13 protein-coding genes and 3 pseudogenes are annotated in these 16,023 nt (G+C 67.7%); 3 read left to right on the top strand and 13 right to left on the bottom strand.

What is annotated here, in order from left to right:
- Nucleotides 1–1,066: 1,066 nt before the first annotated feature.
- Nucleotides 1,067–1,666, bottom strand: a complete 600-nt coding sequence (locus ACZ66S_RS39805; RefSeq protein WP_469906472.1) for a molybdopterin-dependent oxidoreductase — start codon at nt 1,664–1,666, stop codon at nt 1,067–1,069.
- Between the two features lie 154 nt (nt 1,667–1,820).
- Nucleotides 1,821–2,534, bottom strand: coding sequence for a sigma-70 family RNA polymerase sigma factor (locus ACZ66S_RS39800; RefSeq protein WP_469906471.1), 714 nt, complete (start codon nt 2,532–2,534; stop codon nt 1,821–1,823).
- 448 nt (nt 2,535–2,982) lie between these two features.
- On the opposite strand from ACZ66S_RS39800, the gene msrA (ACZ66S_RS39795) reads away from it, so the two are divergent.
- Entirely contained in the window at nt 2,983–3,492 is a 510-nt protein-coding gene (msrA, locus tag ACZ66S_RS39795) for a peptide-methionine (S)-S-oxide reductase MsrA (RefSeq protein ID WP_469906513.1), read from the top strand.
- A gap of 71 nt (nt 3,493–3,563) precedes the next feature.
- Here msrA (ACZ66S_RS39795) and trxA read toward each other — a convergent pair whose 3' ends face one another.
- The 5 genes from trxA to ACZ66S_RS39770 form a co-directional block, all read right to left on the bottom strand.
- Entirely contained in the window at nt 3,564–3,893 is a 330-nt protein-coding gene (trxA, locus tag ACZ66S_RS39790) for a thioredoxin (RefSeq protein WP_469906470.1), read from the bottom strand.
- A gap of 101 nt (nt 3,894–3,994) precedes the next feature.
- A complete protein-coding gene (locus ACZ66S_RS39785) occupies nt 3,995–4,768 on the bottom strand; it encodes an SDR family NAD(P)-dependent oxidoreductase (protein ID WP_469906469.1) in 774 nt (257 codons plus the stop codon).
- Between the two features lie 151 nt (nt 4,769–4,919).
- Nucleotides 4,920–5,069 carry a hypothetical protein gene (locus ACZ66S_RS39780; protein ID WP_469906468.1) on the bottom strand — a complete coding sequence of 50 codons (150 nt, stop codon included), beginning with the start codon at nt 5,067–5,069 and terminating at the stop codon, nt 4,920–4,922.
- 960 nt (nt 5,070–6,029) lie between these two features.
- Nucleotides 6,030–7,874 carry an AfsR/SARP family transcriptional regulator gene (locus ACZ66S_RS39775; RefSeq protein ID WP_469906467.1) on the bottom strand — a complete coding sequence of 615 codons (1,845 nt, stop codon included), beginning with the start codon at nt 7,872–7,874 and terminating at the stop codon, nt 6,030–6,032.
- A gap of 356 nt (nt 7,875–8,230) precedes the next feature.
- Nucleotides 8,231–9,034, bottom strand: a complete 804-nt coding sequence (locus tag ACZ66S_RS39770) for a TetR/AcrR family transcriptional regulator (RefSeq protein ID WP_469906466.1) — start codon at nt 9,032–9,034, stop codon at nt 8,231–8,233.
- Nucleotides 9,035–10,747: 1,713 nt separating this feature from the next.
- On the opposite strand from ACZ66S_RS39770, the gene ACZ66S_RS39765 reads away from it, so the two are divergent.
- Nucleotides 10,748–10,984, top strand: coding sequence for a hypothetical protein (locus ACZ66S_RS39765; protein WP_469906465.1), 237 nt, complete (start codon nt 10,748–10,750; stop codon nt 10,982–10,984).
- Nucleotides 10,985–11,179: 195 nt separating this feature from the next.
- On the opposite strand, the pseudogene ACZ66S_RS39760 reads toward ACZ66S_RS39765, so the two are convergent.
- The 5 genes and pseudogenes from ACZ66S_RS39760 to ACZ66S_RS39740 form a co-directional block, all read right to left on the bottom strand.
- Nucleotides 11,180–11,650 (bottom strand): annotated as a pseudogene (locus tag ACZ66S_RS39760) (encapsulin); the annotation flags it as partial.
- Nucleotides 11,651–11,806: 156 nt separating this feature from the next.
- Nucleotides 11,807–12,136 (bottom strand): hypothetical protein, encoded by a 330-nt coding sequence (locus ACZ66S_RS39755; RefSeq protein ID WP_469906464.1) that lies wholly within the window; start codon nt 12,134–12,136, stop codon nt 11,807–11,809.
- A 187-nt stretch (nt 12,137–12,323) separates the two neighbouring features.
- Complete coding sequence (gene msrB / locus ACZ66S_RS39750; protein ID WP_469906463.1) at nt 12,324–12,794, bottom strand: peptide-methionine (R)-S-oxide reductase MsrB; 471 nt, start codon at nt 12,792–12,794, stop codon at nt 12,324–12,326.
- Between the two features lie 185 nt (nt 12,795–12,979).
- Entirely contained in the window at nt 12,980–13,480 is a 501-nt protein-coding gene (gene msrA / locus ACZ66S_RS39745) for a peptide-methionine (S)-S-oxide reductase MsrA (protein ID WP_469906462.1), read from the bottom strand.
- A gap of 853 nt (nt 13,481–14,333) precedes the next feature.
- Nucleotides 14,334–14,531: a hypothetical protein gene (locus ACZ66S_RS39740; RefSeq protein ID WP_469906461.1), complete on the bottom strand. Its 198-nt coding sequence runs from the start codon at nt 14,529–14,531 to the stop codon at nt 14,334–14,336.
- Nucleotides 14,532–15,097: 566 nt separating this feature from the next.
- On the opposite strand from ACZ66S_RS39740, the pseudogene ACZ66S_RS39735 reads away from it, so the two are divergent.
- Nucleotides 15,098–15,804 (top strand): annotated as a pseudogene (locus tag ACZ66S_RS39735) (transposase family protein).
- Nucleotides 15,805–15,862: 58 nt separating this feature from the next.
- On the opposite strand, the pseudogene ACZ66S_RS39730 reads toward ACZ66S_RS39735, so the two are convergent.
- Nucleotides 15,863–16,023 (bottom strand): annotated as a pseudogene (locus tag ACZ66S_RS39730) (dihydrolipoyl dehydrogenase); the annotation flags it as partial.

Here is a 16,023-nt window from a genome sequence, read left to right as displayed (position 1 = left end):
CCCGACGGAACTGCCAATGAGGCCGCGTCACTCCCGCACCGCTGGCAGCGCTCGACAATCGGCCGGAGGCGCCCTTGAGGGACAGGGTGGCGGCCGGCGCCGACTCCACGCGTCGGCAGGTGACTTCGCCGACCCGGCATGATGTCGAGGTGAGCATCATCGTCGAGTTGTTCGCGGCCCCGGATGACGAGTCAGCCGCTCTGGCCCGTCAGACAGGGCCACGACGCGCATTCGAAGGATGCCGCTGTCGCGTGGTCCTTGCAGTGGGCGGAGGACGGCGAGCCCATCGGCACGGAGATCGCCGAGGTGATCCTGAGTGCTTCGGTTCGCCCTCGTCGGCAGCGCCCGACACCAGGGCCAAGGCGTCTATTGCCGGGGCGCATAGGGGTTCACGTGACCGCTCGACGGTGTTGCGTTTCTTGTAGCGGTACTCGTCGAACCCGGGCGGCCGTCCGCCGTGTGAGCCCTTCCCAAGGCGGGCGGCCTGGCTGTCGATCTTCTCCGGCTTCGTGTGACGGATACCCTGCCGTCTCAGGTACTCGCGAACAGGACCATTGCTGTATACCTTGTCGGCCGCGAGGCCGTCGGGCTTCACACGTGTCTTCCCGGCTCGGACCGGGGGACGCGGACCCTCTCCAACATGGCAATGAAATGGGTGCAGTCCGCCCGCTGGCCTGGGGTGACGACGGGACAGGGGGTGGTACCGGCCGTCCCCGCTCAGGTGGAGCTTGCTCGTGAACCCGGCCCGCAAGTGGCCCCGGCCCACCTCCAGCACGACCTGCACCAGGCGGACCACCACGCTCTGCCACGGCGTCTCGCCCCGGTGTTCCCCTTCTTTGGCCCCCTTTGATGCGCGTGCCGGCGGTGGATCAGTTCGGGCACCGGCCGCATGTTGGTGGGTTCCGTTGCCCGAGCAGAGACGATGGCGGCCACCGCCCACAACGGCCGTTGCTGACCGGCAGGAATGGCCGCAGCCGTTCCCACTTGGCATCTGTCAGATCGCCCATTCCCATGTCCACATCGACGAGCCAGATGCGGGCGAGACACATGATCGGCCGAACAGGTCCTAGTCTCCCTGGTACCGCTGCTCTCGCCACGGGTCACCGTAGTTGTGGTAGCCGGCACTCTCCCAGAAGCCGGGCACGTCACCGTGTCGCAGTTCGATGTCGCGCACCCACTTCGCGGACTTCCACAAATACAGGTGGGGGACCAGCAGCCGGGCGGGGCCCCCGTGTTCGGGTTCCAGCTCGCCACCGCCGTAGCCGTAGGCGATCCACGCCTTCCCGTCGACCAGGTCGGCGAGGGGGATGTTCGTGGTGTAGCCCCCGTAGGAGGTGATCAGGACGTGCTCTGCGGCCGTCTCGATGTCCGCGAGCAGCACGTCCAGGGATACGCCCCGCCATTCGGTGCCGAACTTCGACCACTTCGTCACACAGTGCAGGTTGACGGTCGGGGACTCGGCCGGGAGCGCCATCAGGCCCGCCCAGTCCCACACTTGCTGCTTCCCGGTTTCGGTGCTCACCGTCAGCCGCCACTCGTCTTTCCGGATGCGGGGAGTGGGCCCTGCGGACAGCACCGGGAAGCCGGTCGTCTCGTACTGCCCGGGCGGCAGCTTCGTACCCGCCGACGGCCTTCGGCCGTGGAATCCACGCGAGATGAACGTCATGCTCGCCGTCCTTGTCAGTCCAGGGGCCCCTGCGGCTCCCTCGGAGGTCAGCGCCCGCAGGGAGTGACTTCTTACCTCAGGCGCCTCGCCACGTGTGCGACCGCGGTCACAGCCCGGCGGTGATCCCGCGTGGACCGGCGCGGTAGCCGCTGCGTCAGCCCGCGGTGCCGAGGTGTCCACCGGCAATGAGCCGAGCCCGCACCTTCTTACGGGCGTCGAACATCGTCTTGTACAGCGCGTTCCGGTTTGTCTCCAGCTCGCTGGCGAGCGCGTCCAGGGGAACACCGTTGACCACGGCGACGAAGACCTTCCGCTGGTGGGCGCTCAGTGCTGTCGCGACTGCGTCGCGCACGGCCTCGATGAGTTCGCGGGCCTGCCAGTAGCTGACGGGGTCCACGCCGGCCCGGTCGGGCACCTGCGCCCATTCCTCCGAATCGAAACGGGCATGTGACACACGCCAGAAATGACGACCCAGCTTGCTGGACACTTCGAGGGCGACAAACCGGTACGCCCATGTGGTGAATCTGGCTTCGCCTCGAAATTCATGGATTTTCCGCGTGATCCTCATCAGAGCGTCCGCAGCCGCCTGATGCGCGAGATCGTCCAGTTCCGGCCCGGAAATCCGATAACGCGAACCCCGGCGGAACGCCTCTTCCATGGCGATACGCACCAACAGCTCGTGCAGTCGCGTGCAGGCCTGCTCGTACTGAGGTCCACAGTCGTTCTCCAGCGCGTCCACCCAGGCGGCGGACGCAGGGTCGAGTTGGCGTCGCTCCATGGTGGGCCCCGCTGCCGGAACGCTGCCCTTGGTTCCGGCAATTCCACTCGAAGCCGTGCGGCACGTTTTTCTGACATCCGTAGAGTGCATGGCCTTCAATCCCTAAATCATCTCGTACGAACGAGACAATCACGGGACCATCTACAGCCCGTCTACGCGAAGTCGCTGTTCTCACTCTCGCCCTGCGCACGTTCCTGGACTTTGTTTCAACGAGTTCCTGCTTATTTCAGCAAGTGGCGCAGGTGCGGCGTTGAGTGCACTTTTGTGCACACCCGAAGGGCCGCCCCGCCGAGCGGCCCAGGTGCGACTCGCCCGGTCCCGGACGGACTCTTCGAGCGGGTCGAGGCGTCGCGCTCGTCTCTGAGGTAAGGAATCCCCGACCGATGCAGCTAATGGTGGACGAGCCAGCGGTCCGGCCGCGCTGCGTCCGGGCCCCTGTGCGGCTGCCACGACCGCGCGAAGGCGCGGACCTTGGCTGTCGGGGCCGGTCCAGCACCGGAGGTCGGTGAATTCCACGGTCACAGAAGGGGAATGCAGGGTGTTGGCGGCAAGGGAGTATGCCGTGTTGGCGGGCGGATGCTTCTGGGGCGTACAGGAGTTGTTCCGCAGGTTTCCGGGTGTCGTGGACACGCGTGTCGGTTACACCGGTGGCGAGGTGGTGCAACCCACGTACCGGAACCACGGGAACCACGCGGAGGCGGCTGAGGTCACCTTCGATCCGTCCGGGACGGACTACCGCAGCATCCTGGAGTTCTTCTTCCAGATCCACGACCCCACCACGTTGAACCGGCAGGGCGACGATGTCGGCATCGGCTTCAGGTCCGCCATCTTCTACCTGGACGAGGAGCAGCGACGCACCGCACGGGCGGTGATCACGGAGTGCGACACCTCTGGGTCGTGGCCGGGGAGACTGGTCACCGAGGTTGTCCCGTCCGGCACCTTCTGGGAGGCAGAACCTGAGCATCAGGATTACCTTCAGCGCCATCCCGACGCCTACATGAGCCAGTACGTCCGACCGGACTGGAAGGTGCCTCGAACACCGGCCTGACCGTCTCGGCGTCTGCCGCACCTTGGTGCGGCAGACGCCGAGACGGGCGGACACACTCCTTCAGAGCCCGCTCATATCAGGAAATCCTGCAGCTCCCGCTCCAGAACCGACTTGGGCCTGGCCCCGATGACCGTTTTGACGACCTTGCCGTCCCGATAGACGTTGAGCGTGGGGATGGAGCTGACGTCGTACTGCTCGGCCGTGAGCGGGTTTTCATCGACGTTCAGTTGGACGATCGTGATCTTGTCGCCGTGCTCGGCTGCGAGCGCCTCGAGAACCGGCGCCACAAGACGGCACGGACCGCACCACTCGGCCCAGAAGTCGACGAGTACAGGCTTGCCGCTCGTGAGCACCTCGCTTGCGAAGGTCTCGTCGGTCACGCTTTTCAGACTGCCTGCCATGTGGGCTCCTTCGTGCGCAGTCGGCATGGATCGATGCCTTGGGGCGGCCCCGCCGGGCGCAGTTGTCAGGTGGCCGCGCCGGGCGGGGCGCGAGATGTTTCCTAGTTGCGGCCGGCCATGACACCGCCGTCGACGTTGAGGATGGCTCCCGTGGTCCAGCTCGAGGCGTCGGAGAGGAGGAAGACGATCGCCGAGGCCAGGTCCTGGGGGGTGCCGACCCGGCCGAGTGGGTGCAGGCCGCCCAACTGGTCCATCGCAGCGTTCAGTTGGTCCGCGGGGAAGACCTTCTCGAACAGCGGCGTCCTGGTCACGGCCGGAGCCACGGCATTCACCCGGATGCCCTCGCCGGCGAGCTCGATGGCCAGGTTGTGGGTGAGGGCGTGCAGGCCCGCCTTGGCCATCGAGTAGGCCGACGACGGCGTCACGGCGAGGGCCTGGTGCGCCCACATGCTGCCCACGTTCACGATGGCGCCGCCCTGGCCGTAAGCGACCATGCCCCGGACGATGGTCTGGGTCAGGAAGAAGGACGCCCGGTTGAGGTCGTGGTAGGCGTCGTAGTCCGCGACCTCGTAGTCGAGGAAGGGCTTGGGCTGGAAGAATCCCGCGGCGTTGACGAGGAGCGTGGCGTCGGGGTGGTCCTCCGCCAACTGCTTCTGCGCCTCGACGACCTGGTCCTGGTCGGCCAGGTCGGCCTCGACCGACCAGGCGCTGCCTGAGCGGGACAGCTTCGCCACCGCGTCGTCGAGCTTCTGACCCGCGCGGCCGACGATCACCGCACTGCCGCCTGCGGCGATCACGTTCTCGGCGGTCTCGAGGCCCATGCCGCTGGCACCGCCGATCACGACGAGTTTCCTGCCTTCGAAGTCCGTGGCCACGGAAATCACTCTCCATCGAATGGTGAACAAACACTCCTTGCTGTGATGCGACGCTTCCACGGCGTGGTCTACAACAGCTCTACAAGGCCTCTACAACGCCATCCACAACCGGCCGTTCGAGGGTTTGCTTCCCTCCGGGTTCCAAGGGAGGTCAGGTGCCGACCGGGTAACTGCTGGTGATGGCGACGCGGTTGAAGACGCTCATCACGGTTGCCAGCCAGGCGATTGCGAAGAGCTGGTCTGCAGTGAGTACGGCCGCGGCGGCGTCGTGATCGTCGTCGCTGACGTGTCCATCCGGCACGCACGTGATCGCCTCGGTCTGGCGAAGGGCGGCGCGGTGGTCTCGGAGAAGCAGCCGGTCTCTTCCCGTCCGGGCAGCACGGCGATCCGGTCAGGGTTCTCACCCTTCTTGCGGGCGGGCCTTGTGAGCGGCCGGTGCTGCTTGCCGGTGTTGACGCGTGGGGAGTCGGTCATGGTGCGTGTGATTCCCTTCCCTTCGTGTGGCCTGCCGGGCCACGGCGGGCGCACCCGGGTGGCCGGTGGTGTGTGCTCTGGCAGGGGCAGGAAGAGGCGACGCAAGCGCACGGCCCCGTGCATCCGCGGAGTTCACTGCAATCCGTCGCCCGTCTGCTGTCTCGTCAGGGCGACGAGGCGCCCCCTCCGGGTGTGACAGCTCGGACGCGTGCGAATCTTGTCGGGCCGCGTGACCCGGCGGTACGCGGTCGCCGATTTCGGCGAGGTCGATACGGTCCGGCTGCATGGCGCCCCATACGCGCCATGCCCTCGGCGACGCGCTCGCCGCCGTGGATGAGCCTGCGCGCCGCGACACTTGGCTGCCCGCCGTCGCTGACGTGGACGGCCCTGGGATGCAGGAGTCCGACCAAGCCGGTCAGGTCTCGGCTTCGTAGGCTGCGCGGAAGACTGTGAGGGCGCGTTGGCGTTCCCCTTCGATGCCTGCGGCATGGCCTGCCTTTCCTCGGCCACCCGACGGCGTGCCCGCGAGGCGAGCTGCCGGACACCGGGCCCGGAGACGTCCAGAACTTCGTCGATCTTGCCGAATTCAAGGGCGGAAGACGTCATGCAGGATCGACGGCGAACACCGCGGGCCGGTGCCTCTCCCCTTCGATCGCTCATGAAGATCGCGTGGGCTGGTCAACGCCGGCACCGAACTCCGGTCCGTGACGGGAGCCAGGTTCCGACCGCCGACGGGGGCCTGGTCTCCGCACGCGGCCCGGGACACATGGTGGCGAGCCTGCTCGCCCTACCAACCGGTCAGTTCGCCCTGGCCGAGGAGCCCGTCCTGCGCCTGCTCCGCTGCATACGCGGCCACAAGACGGTTCCAGCTATACCGGCCCGGGCCGACCTCCGAGACGAGGTGCGCCCGAATGAGGCGCGACAGGACCTTGCGGACTCGGCACTCGGGTCGCCCGGCCAGGTCCGCGACCTGCGATGCCGCGAACAGGGGGTCCGGGCAGGCGCTCAGGTCGCGGAAGAGCGCGGCTGTCTCCTTGTCGAGCAGGCGGTACGAGCGAGTGAGGGACGCGCGGACGTCGAGCGCCTGGTCCTCCTCGCTCGCGAACGCGTCAAGGGTTCGGTGTTCCAGCGCCTCGTACTCGTCGGCCAGGCTCGCCAGGCGCATCTGTGGTCGGTAGGCGGCGCGGGCGGCGACGTTGGCCAGGGCCAGCGGGAGCTGCCCGGCCAGCCGGACGATGCGGTCGACGGCCTCTGGTTCGGCTGCCGTCCTCGCCGCGCCCAGCCTGCGGGCGAGGAGGCTACGTGCGTCCGCCTGGCTCAGAGGCATGAGCGTCAGGGGAAGCGCCTGGTAGGCCGCGACGAGCGCGTGCAGTTGCATACGACTGGTGACGAGGGCCATGGAGCCGAGCCCTCCGGGGAGGAGGTGTCTGACCTGGTCCGTGTTCCGTACGTTGTCGAGCAGGACGAGCACGCGACGGTTGGCCAGCAGGCCGCGGAACATGAGTCCCCGTGCCTGCGTCGTCTCGGGCATGTCCGCGGGGCGTACTCCCAAGGACTGCAGGAGGTCCTCGAGCACGTGCGCGGGGTCCCGCGGCTCGACGTCCGGTCCGGCTCCCTGCAGGTCGGCAAAGAGCTGTCCGTCCGGAAAGCGGTCCGCCAGACGGTGGGCAACAGTGATGGCGAAGGCTGTCTTGCCGACGCCGGCCAGTCCGCCGATCGTGCAGATGGCCACGGAGGACGATGCTTCGGCGTCGATGACCAGCCGCTCGACCTCCTCCTGCTCCCTCTCGCGGCCTACGAGGCTCGGCAGGGCGGCCGGAAGCTGGGCCGGGGCGTGAGGCGAGGGTGCGCACGGCGCACTCTTGGGGAGGTCGCTGGTCTGCGTGAGCTCGAGTCGCCCGGACAGGATTCGCTCGTGGACCTGCTGCAGTTCCGGCGACGGGCTGACACCGAGGCGTTGACGCAGCAGGTGACTGGTTGTGTGGAAGATCGTGAGGGCCTCGGACTGCCGGCCGGCACCGTAGAGCGCCGTCATGAGGAGGCCGCATACGCGCTCTCGCAGCGGGTGCTCAACCAGCAGGGCGGACAGTTCGGCCGCGGCTTCGGCGTAGCGCCCTCGCTCCACCTCACAGGCAAGCTGCTCCTCGGCACAGGCGAGACGCAGCTCGCCGAGGACGCTGCGCTGCTGGTCAGCGAACGGCCCCGGGACACCGGCGAGGGCTACTCCCTTCCACATCTCCAGGCCCTTGGTCAGCAGGCTCGTCGCGGACGCCAGGTCGCCGGTGCTGCGCGCCTCTCGCGCTTTCGCCGCGGTCTCCTTGAACCTGTTCAGGTCCAGGGCGTCCGGTTGGATGTGCAGTCGGTAGCCTCCGTCGACCAGGCGTACGGAGCTGTCGCTCTGCTCTCCCAGTGCCTGTCTGAGCCTGTAGATGTAGGTGCGCACGGAGCCTATGGCCGACGGTGGGGCTTCGTCCCCCCACACGTCGTCCACCAGTTTCGAGAGGCTGACAGGCCGGCCGGCCCTGAGCAACAGCGAAGCAAGTACCGCGCACTGCCTTGGCTGACCAGCTCCGGCCTCGACCCCCTGCCTGTGCAGCCGGACCGGGCCGAGAACTGAGAACTGGACTCCCATATACATCGTGCCTACCGCCCTGGGGATCCTTGTGAGGCTTGCTGCTCGGCCGTCCACAAGGGACTGCCGTCCCCCAAGGTACCCCAGGGTCGTCCCATTTTCAGGACTAAATAGTCCTCTACTTGTCGAAGCTGTGCGCCTTTCACGCAGAGGACCGACACGTCTCGGTAACGTCTGATGCGTGTGTGAAAGCTGACATACGGCCCAGCGCGTTGGCCAACGCCGTCCTCTGGGCGCCCAGGAGGACGGCAAAGTCCAGCAGATCAGGGGAGTGACTGCGGCGCGACCGTCCGTGGCGCCGTACCGGAATTCCCGCTCCCAGCTCGCCCGCTCCGGACGCTCAGCACCCTCCCCGCTTACCCTTCAGACGTATCCGCATCGCCGTCTTCAGCGGGCACGGCATAAGTCCTGACGTGGGCGATCGCCATGTCGAGGGCGATCCTCATGGGCTTGACGTCCTGAGCGGTCTGCGCGAGGAGGTACCCGCCCTGAAGGGCGGCCATGAGACCGGTGGCGAGCTCTTTGGCGTCCGCATCGGCACGGAGGACTCCCGAGTCCTTCATCCGCACCAGTCCGGCCTCGAGGAAGCCCTCCCAAGTGGCGAAGTGCCGGGCGATGGCCTTGCGGGCTTCTTCGTCCTGATCGGCCAGCTCGCCGGCGAGGGAGCCGAGGGGGCAGCCGTACGCCCCGTTCCGGAGCGCGTTGCGCTCCACCACCGCATCCCGCCAGCGCTCCAGCCCACGGAAGGAATTGAGCCGTCGCAGTAGCTGCTGGTGACGATCGAGCACTTCCGCGGCCTGCAACGCGACGACGTCCCGCACCAGCGCATCCTTGTCGGGGTAGTGGCGGTAGAGCTGGGACTTGCTCGTTCCGCTGGCAGCCCTGACGTCGTCGAGGGTCGTCAGGGAGACGCCCTTGACGTACATCATGTCCACGGCGGCCCTCAAGATGCGCTCTCGAGTCGCCCGCCCGCGCTCGGTCAGCCGGGAGCCGTTCTTGTCGGGTGCCTGTTCCGCCACATCGGCCAGATTACCGCTGCGGACCGTAGCATGTTCTAGAAAGGACCTCAAGGTCCTTTTCCGGCCCGTGCGCGGATCAGGAGTTCCGGTCAGGTCTGCCAGCTCTTTGACGACCACATCGGCGCCATGCGCGTACGACACGTCGGCGCGACCTGCCCTGGCGACGCCGACCGCGCCCCGAAGTGACCCGGTCGTCCGGCGTCCAGGCCTGCCTGTGCATTCTCGGAGGCCGCGCACTGTGCAGGGGGCCGGCCTAGATCGCGAACAGATGTCAGGCACGTGTCGGGGCGGGCTTGCCGCGCAGGTGCCGATTCGCGGTCACCCCTGCGTTTATCCACGTGTCGGAAAGTGTCTCCCGACGCGTCGCTCGCCTGAGGATCTCGCGGCAGTTGGCGCTCGAAGTGACCCCAGCGGTGAGCAGCCCGATGTCACGGGCCGCCAAGAGGTGGGCCATGGTGTCCTGTCACACCTCGGCACCCTGCGACCGGGCCCTGGCCTTGAACAGGCCGTCTATTCCAGCGGACCAGGCGTGCACGGTATCCGGGGCCGGAGGGTCGGCAGGACTGTCGTCAGGCCGTTCGATCCCGAGCGAGGTCAGGAAGCACCGCACACGTTCGGCGCTCGGCCGACCGCGGTCGAAGAGACAGGCCCGTATCACGGCAGGCGGGCCAAGCGTGACAGGGTCGCCTTTCTCTCAAGTGCCGCTAGGGCGACCGGCGTTGCCCGCCGCGCCGCCGTCGCGGAACGCCGTAGAGGTCCGGTCGACGCCGGATCAGCGAACCGACGCCTACTGGTCCGTTGGCCGTTGTCGGCACCGCACCCCTGGCCGGGCTCGACCGACCGAGGCGAAGTGGACGAGCCGCTGAGGTACTGGCACTCACGTCCCGGTGCCACTGCGACCGATGCCGACCGGTACTGAGACCGGACAGTAAGAACAAGCTGCAAGAGGGCGCTAACACATGTGTCGCACCGGGACGGCCTGGGTGCTGTGCGCTGTGAGCCATGTGCTCGGACCTTGCTGGCCCGCTGCACCACAGGTTCGTGCCCGACTCCCCCACCGGTCGAGGCCGGTGGCCCTGCGAAAGGACGCCGATGGTGGACGGCGCCGTGGCGCAAGGGCTGTCCGCCTGGGATGTGCCACGCTCGTCGACGCCGCGGGCCGTGTCCACTGCCTGCGGGCCCCACATCCCCGCCATGGTGAACCCCGGCCCATGACCCCTACGGGCCACTCGGGCAGAAGCCCGCCGCGGGAGAGGTGCTCGTGCTCTCCAGCGGCGGCTATCCCGAGGTGTCGCAGGGTGGGGGCACCAAGCTGGCCGGGGCAGACAGCGTCGGCATCGCCGGCGTCCTGGCCGAGGCCGGCTGCGGGACTTCGACCCCCTACGCGCGTACACCTTCGCCATCTGGTGCTCGCTCGAAGAGGTCCGCTGGGCGGCGCCACGATCATGTCCCTCGCGTACGGAATGGCCGTCGAGCTCTGCGGCGTGTGCATGAACCCGGCGACTACGGGGAGGACATCTCGGCCGAGGAGGACGAGGCAGCCGGAATCATCAGGATCGAGAACGCGCAGCCGGGCGGATGAGGTGCACGCAAGCCGCAGGCCGGCGGGGACTGCGCAGGCCGCACGCCGCCGCTCTGTCGCGCGGACGCCGTACAGGCGCCGCCGACGTCGGTGGCCAGCACCGGGATGCCGCGGGCCTGGCTCTCGAGGTCCGGTCGCGATGGCGAGCGGAGGCCGGCTCCTCGACGCCCAGCGTCCCTTTGCCATGTCCGTTGCCTGACCCTACAGGCACCCGCCCAGAGGGGCTGCCGTAGGGGACCCTTCCGAGCACTTCAGAAACAACGAGGTGGGTTATGACGCAGACATCGCACCGGATTCCGCACATCGTGGTGCACACCCCGGCGCTGGACGGCTCCCGCAGGGTCACCGAGGGTGACGTGATCCTGGGAGTCGCCTCCCATCTGGACGACGTCATCGAGATACTCCGACTTACCGACCTCGATCAGATCGACGTCGAGGAGAGCGAACACATCGAGTGGCAGGGAGGCGGGCCGGAAGAATGGCCGGGACTTTCCGAACACCCGCAGTGACCGGGGCACTGCCCGGCTCTGGCATGTCATAGCTGGGCCCTGGCGGTGGCGGTCACCGGCTGCGGCCGACCGGCGTTTCACCCGGTCATGTGCAGGTCGGCTGCAACACGAGGGCTGCGACCGCCTCGCTCCTCCGTACAGAGTGACAGTGGTCGCTTCGTGCGAGAGGTAACCGGTCGGCACGTCCTGGCCAAGGCGCATCTCGAGGTCGCCGCCGCGGGTTGAGAGCAGGAGGGCGCCGTCGATGGCGTGCGCCCAGACGGTGTCCCCGTCGAGCAACCTGGCGACGTGCTTGACGATCGGGTACCCGTGGCCGTAGGGCTCATTGCCCGCCGCATACGCCTCAGTGCTCAGCGCAAGAGAGTACGGGCCATCGGCGCCTGCCGGCCGCAGGGCGGAGACCGCCCGGCTGACCGCGTCCGGGGAGTCGCGAACGTCGGCGGGAAGCTTCACCGGTGAGTTGGAGGAGCTTCCCGCAGACCGGCGATGCCTGCGACCGCGTACCCTTCGAAGACGGTTCAGCCCTCCACGTCTGCGAGCCGCCGGCCCTTGGCGGGTTGCCCGTCGGCGTCCTCGGTCCCTCGCGCGACATCGTCGACCTGGCGGCGGTCGACGATGAACGGGGCACCCGGACCAACGGCTGGAAACGGTGCACGTGGGCGACATGCCATACGCAGGGGCGTCTGCTTCGTCACGGTCTCCGGGGGAGATCCCGCGGCGACACCGAGGCTCGCAGGGGCTGGTGGTGACCGGTGTTCGACGTGCGGCCACGGCGATACGGTGCGAGGGAGACCGCACTTCCTCCAGCAACGGCTCCTGCGTTCATTGGTATCGACCCTCGAAGTGGCTTCCGCTTCGCAGATCCGAGAACCGGAGGCCGACCGCCTCTCCCTCCTCCGCCATCCAGCGCAGGTCGTAGCAGGCCCGGTAGGACGGCGGCCAGAACGAGCAGAAGTGGCCGGAGTCGTCGACGGACCACGTTCCCTCGGTCTCCCGTCCGCCTTCGTTGTAGCGGGTGGTGCCGTCGGAGCTGAAGGTCTGCGTCGCCCCGTCGCTGTAGACGAGACGGGCCGCGGTGAGAGCGGCAGGAATCTTCTCGGCGGGCACAGGTGCGCCGTCTTCGGCTGATACGCCGTGGAGCTTCTTGTTCACTTCGAGGACCTCCCATGGGCCCAAACGGGGCTGTTGCGAGCTGTGGCGATGCGGGGCGTTGGTGTCGCGCAGAGGGGTGACAGCGGAACGCAGCCGGCGTTCCGACCCCACGCACCGAAGCGCGCTTCTGTCGATGGGCGAGGCGGTGGTGTCCCGACGGCCGCTCACAGACCGCCTGTCCGGCCGATCACTCTGCTTCGGCGGCGTTGCCTTCCGGCATGCCGAACATGCTCAAGTACTGGCCGTAGCCCTCCTTCTCGAGTTCCCCGACGGGGATGAAGCGCAGGGAGGCCGAGTTGATGCAGTACCGGAGGCCGCCCCTGTCACTGGGCCCGTCGGGGAACAGATGCCCGAGGTGGCTGTCTCCGTTCACCGACCGGACCTCTACACGGACCATCCCGTGGCTGGTGTCGGGCCGTTCGACGACGTGACCGGACTCCAGGGGTTTGGTGAAGCTGGGCCACCCTGTGCGGCTGTCGTACTTGTCCACCGAGGAGAACAGGGGCTCTCCCGACACGATGTCCACATAGATGCCGGGGGCCTTGTTGTCCCAGTGGGCGTTGGCGAATGAGGGTTCCGTCTCGTCGTGCTGGGTTACCCGATACTGTATTTCTGTGAGCTGCGTGAGGCGTTCAGGCCTCTTGGTGTATTCCGGCATGGCTGCCTCCCGGGCGGTGTGGCTGTATCGGCCCTTCTGGAATTTCGCGTCACGTGCGACCGCTCCCTTACCAGCAGCGGTATCGCACGGCGATTCCGGCGCCGGCGCAGGTGCCACCGGTCGCAGTGGTCGACCTTCGGGAGTGGAACGACAAATTTGCCGGTATCAGCAGTCTCCGCGGCCGACTACGACGCCTTGGGCAACCGCCACTCCGGGCGGACGCGGTGGCAGGTGTAACCGTTCGGATAGCGCTGCAAATAGTCCTGGTGCTCAGGTTCGGCCTCCCAGAATGCGCCAGCCGGCATCACCTCGGTGACAACCTTGCCCGGCCACAGGCCCGAAGCGTCCACCTCAGCGATCGTAGCCTCGGCGATGCGCCGCTGTTCCTCACCGAGATGGAAGATGGCCGACCGGTAGCTGAGGCCGACGTCGTTGCCCTGCCGGTTCAGCGTGGTGGGGTCGTGCACCTGGAAGAAGAACTCGAGGAGAGCCCGGTAGTCGGTCCGGGCGGGGTCGTATGTGATTTCGATGGCCTCCGCGTGGCTGCCGTGGTTGCGGTAGGTCGGGTTCGCCGTTTCGCCCCCCGTATAGCCGACACGCGTCGAGACCACGCCGTCCAGGGCCCGAAAAAGCTCCTGCATGCCCCAAAAGCATCCGCCTGCCAGAATCGCCTTCTGGTGTGCCATTGCCGTGCCGCCCTCCTGTCGATTCCGCCATCTCGACCCGACGGGCCCGAGCGCTTGGATCGTGCTCCTCGACCCCGGCCGTGGTCCGCCCGACGCGGCGCCCTCAGGCTGGGCACCGTGACGGCGGCCGTACAGCGCCCATGGTGGTTGGCTGCAAGACCCGCGGATTCCTTACGTCTCTTTGCGGACGATGCGGACGGCTGCATCCCGACGGTGTGTGGGATGTCGCTCACGTAAAGTCGTGCCCACGGGCCAGGGGAGGAACAGCAGCCCTACGCCGGCGGTCGCCCAGTCGTCACGCGATTGCTGCTGTGCAGGGCGCGGCGATGAGGATCGCATCGAACCCGGTTTGTGCTCGATCAGGCCGTGCCGGGTCGTGATGGTCGATGACCTCGGCAACTCCGAACTCGCGGAGCGCTCCACAGCGGCCCGTGAGGCTGTTGCCGTCTTCTCCACATCGGCGGCTGCGGCAGTCGGACGGCCGGGGCACCGGAACTGCCGCCTCCGTTGGTGATCGGGAGGCGTTGCCGTGCGGTGAGCCGCAGCGCTTTCAGATCCGGCAATGCGGTGAGGCCGTCGCCGGGAACTGCGGCCGCCGCGGTGGCTTCCGGTGCACCAGGGTCGGGGGTGTGCGGGCGGCGGTGCACCGATGCCGGGATCTGGATCTACGCCGGCGGCCTCGACCTCGGGACCCACCCAGCCCCGCACTGGGCGGCGGAGGTTCAGCAAGACAGAGGAGGATGACGCCCGTCACCCGAGGGCGGTGACTCCGATTGCCTTCATTGCTCCTCGGGGCGGTGCAGGCCGGGAACAGCCCGGTCTGGCCGCTCCCGGACGCCTCAGCGGTGCTCTTTCAGGGGAGCAACTTCTCCACACCGGCAGCGCCCTCTTCATCGAGAAGGCGGCGTGCCTGTGCAAGCCTCTCCGGTGTGATGTCGTGGCCGGATGCCAGTACTACATCTTCCGGGTCGGGCAATTCTTCCGTTCCCGTGTGGAGAACCGCATCCGGTGTGTGCGGGCCCCACTCATCGTCGCCAGTGCCTTCAGACATCATCTCTCCTGCGTTTGAACAAGTTGGACGGGCGTCGCTCCGCGCCATGTCCGGCGTGAAAGATCGACCCTTGACATGGGCGGCAGTCTTCACTGACTGCCGGAACTCTCGTGCTGGTTCGCAGCCCAGGCATACGCCTCTGCCAGGTCCTTCAAGGCCGCCGCAACCGCTCCATGGTCCTTGTGCTCCGCCTGCTGTCGCGCTTGGGACGTGATGGCCTCGAATAGCGCTGCCCGAGCATCCTGTTGCGCCGTAGAGTCAGCACTGCTCACGATGTCCTCCGCATTCCCGTCCGGGCAAGAAGCCAGCCCAGCCGACTCACGCCGTTCTCGTTGCAACTAATGGGTTCGGCAAGGGAGTTGGGCGCCAGGCCGGTCAGCAAGTTGTTTCTCCGCGCATGGTATTGCAGCGTTGATCTACAGCTCATCTATGCAGGATCGATGCCCCGTGGAGCGATCGGTCCTGCCAGAGGGTGTTGCACAAGGCCATGAGCTGGGCATCTCCCTTGTTTCGCTGGGGTCTTACGCGCTGAGCGGGTGCGGTTGGAGACGTTCACAGGACTGCGGATGACGCAGTTCTCGGGTCTGTTGAAGGTGGTGCGGAAACGGGGCGGGAACGGCACGCTGCGGGGCCGGCCGTGGTCATTGCCGTTGGCCGAGCGGGTGCTCCTGGCCGCGGTGTACTACCGCACGAACCTGACGATGCGGCAGATGGGCCCGCTGTTCGGGGTCTCTTCCTCCACGGTCTGCCGGGTCATCCAGCGGCTTGGTCCGCTGCCGGCGCTCGAACCGGTCTCCCCACGGCCGAAGTGGCGGACCGGTTGTGGATCGTGGACGGCACGCTGGTCCCGGTCCGCGACCGGAGCGTGGGCTCATCGTCACGCAACTGGCGATTCTCGGCGACCGTGCAGGTCATCGTCGATGCCAGCACCCGTCTTGTGATCGCCGTCGCCCGCCCGGTGCCGGGCACCACCGCGGACGCACCCGCCCGGCGGGCTTCCGGGCCGACCGAGCGGTGCCAGGGCGTGACAGTCCTGGGCGACGGCGCGTACCTCGGGATGGTCGTGCCGCACCGCAAACGCCCTCACCGGCCCTTACTGCCGGGCAGGGAGGACGACAACGCCGCCCACCGCAAGGCGCGTGCACGGGTGGAGCACGTGATCGGCCGGATGCAGAACTACAAGATCCTCCGTGACTGCCCGCAGCGCGGTGACGGCCTCCACCACGCGGTCCAGGCCGTCACCCACATGCACAACCTCGCCCTCGCAGCATGACCAGAAGACCGCAATCACAGGCACTGACCTGCCCGAAGGCCACCTTGTGCACCACCCTTCAGTGCAGCGGCTTGCCGGCCAGCGCCAGGTGCGCCTCGCCCAGCGCCTCGCTCTGCGTCGGGTAGGCGTGGATGAGCTGGGCGACCTCGGCCGGCAGCGCTTCCCAGTTGTAGATGAGCTGCGCCTCGCCGACCTGCTCGCCCATGCGGTCGCCGACCA

Source organism: Streptomyces sp. NPDC107471 (assembly GCF_055582845.1).
This window is presented reverse-complemented; position numbering and strand designations above follow the sequence as displayed.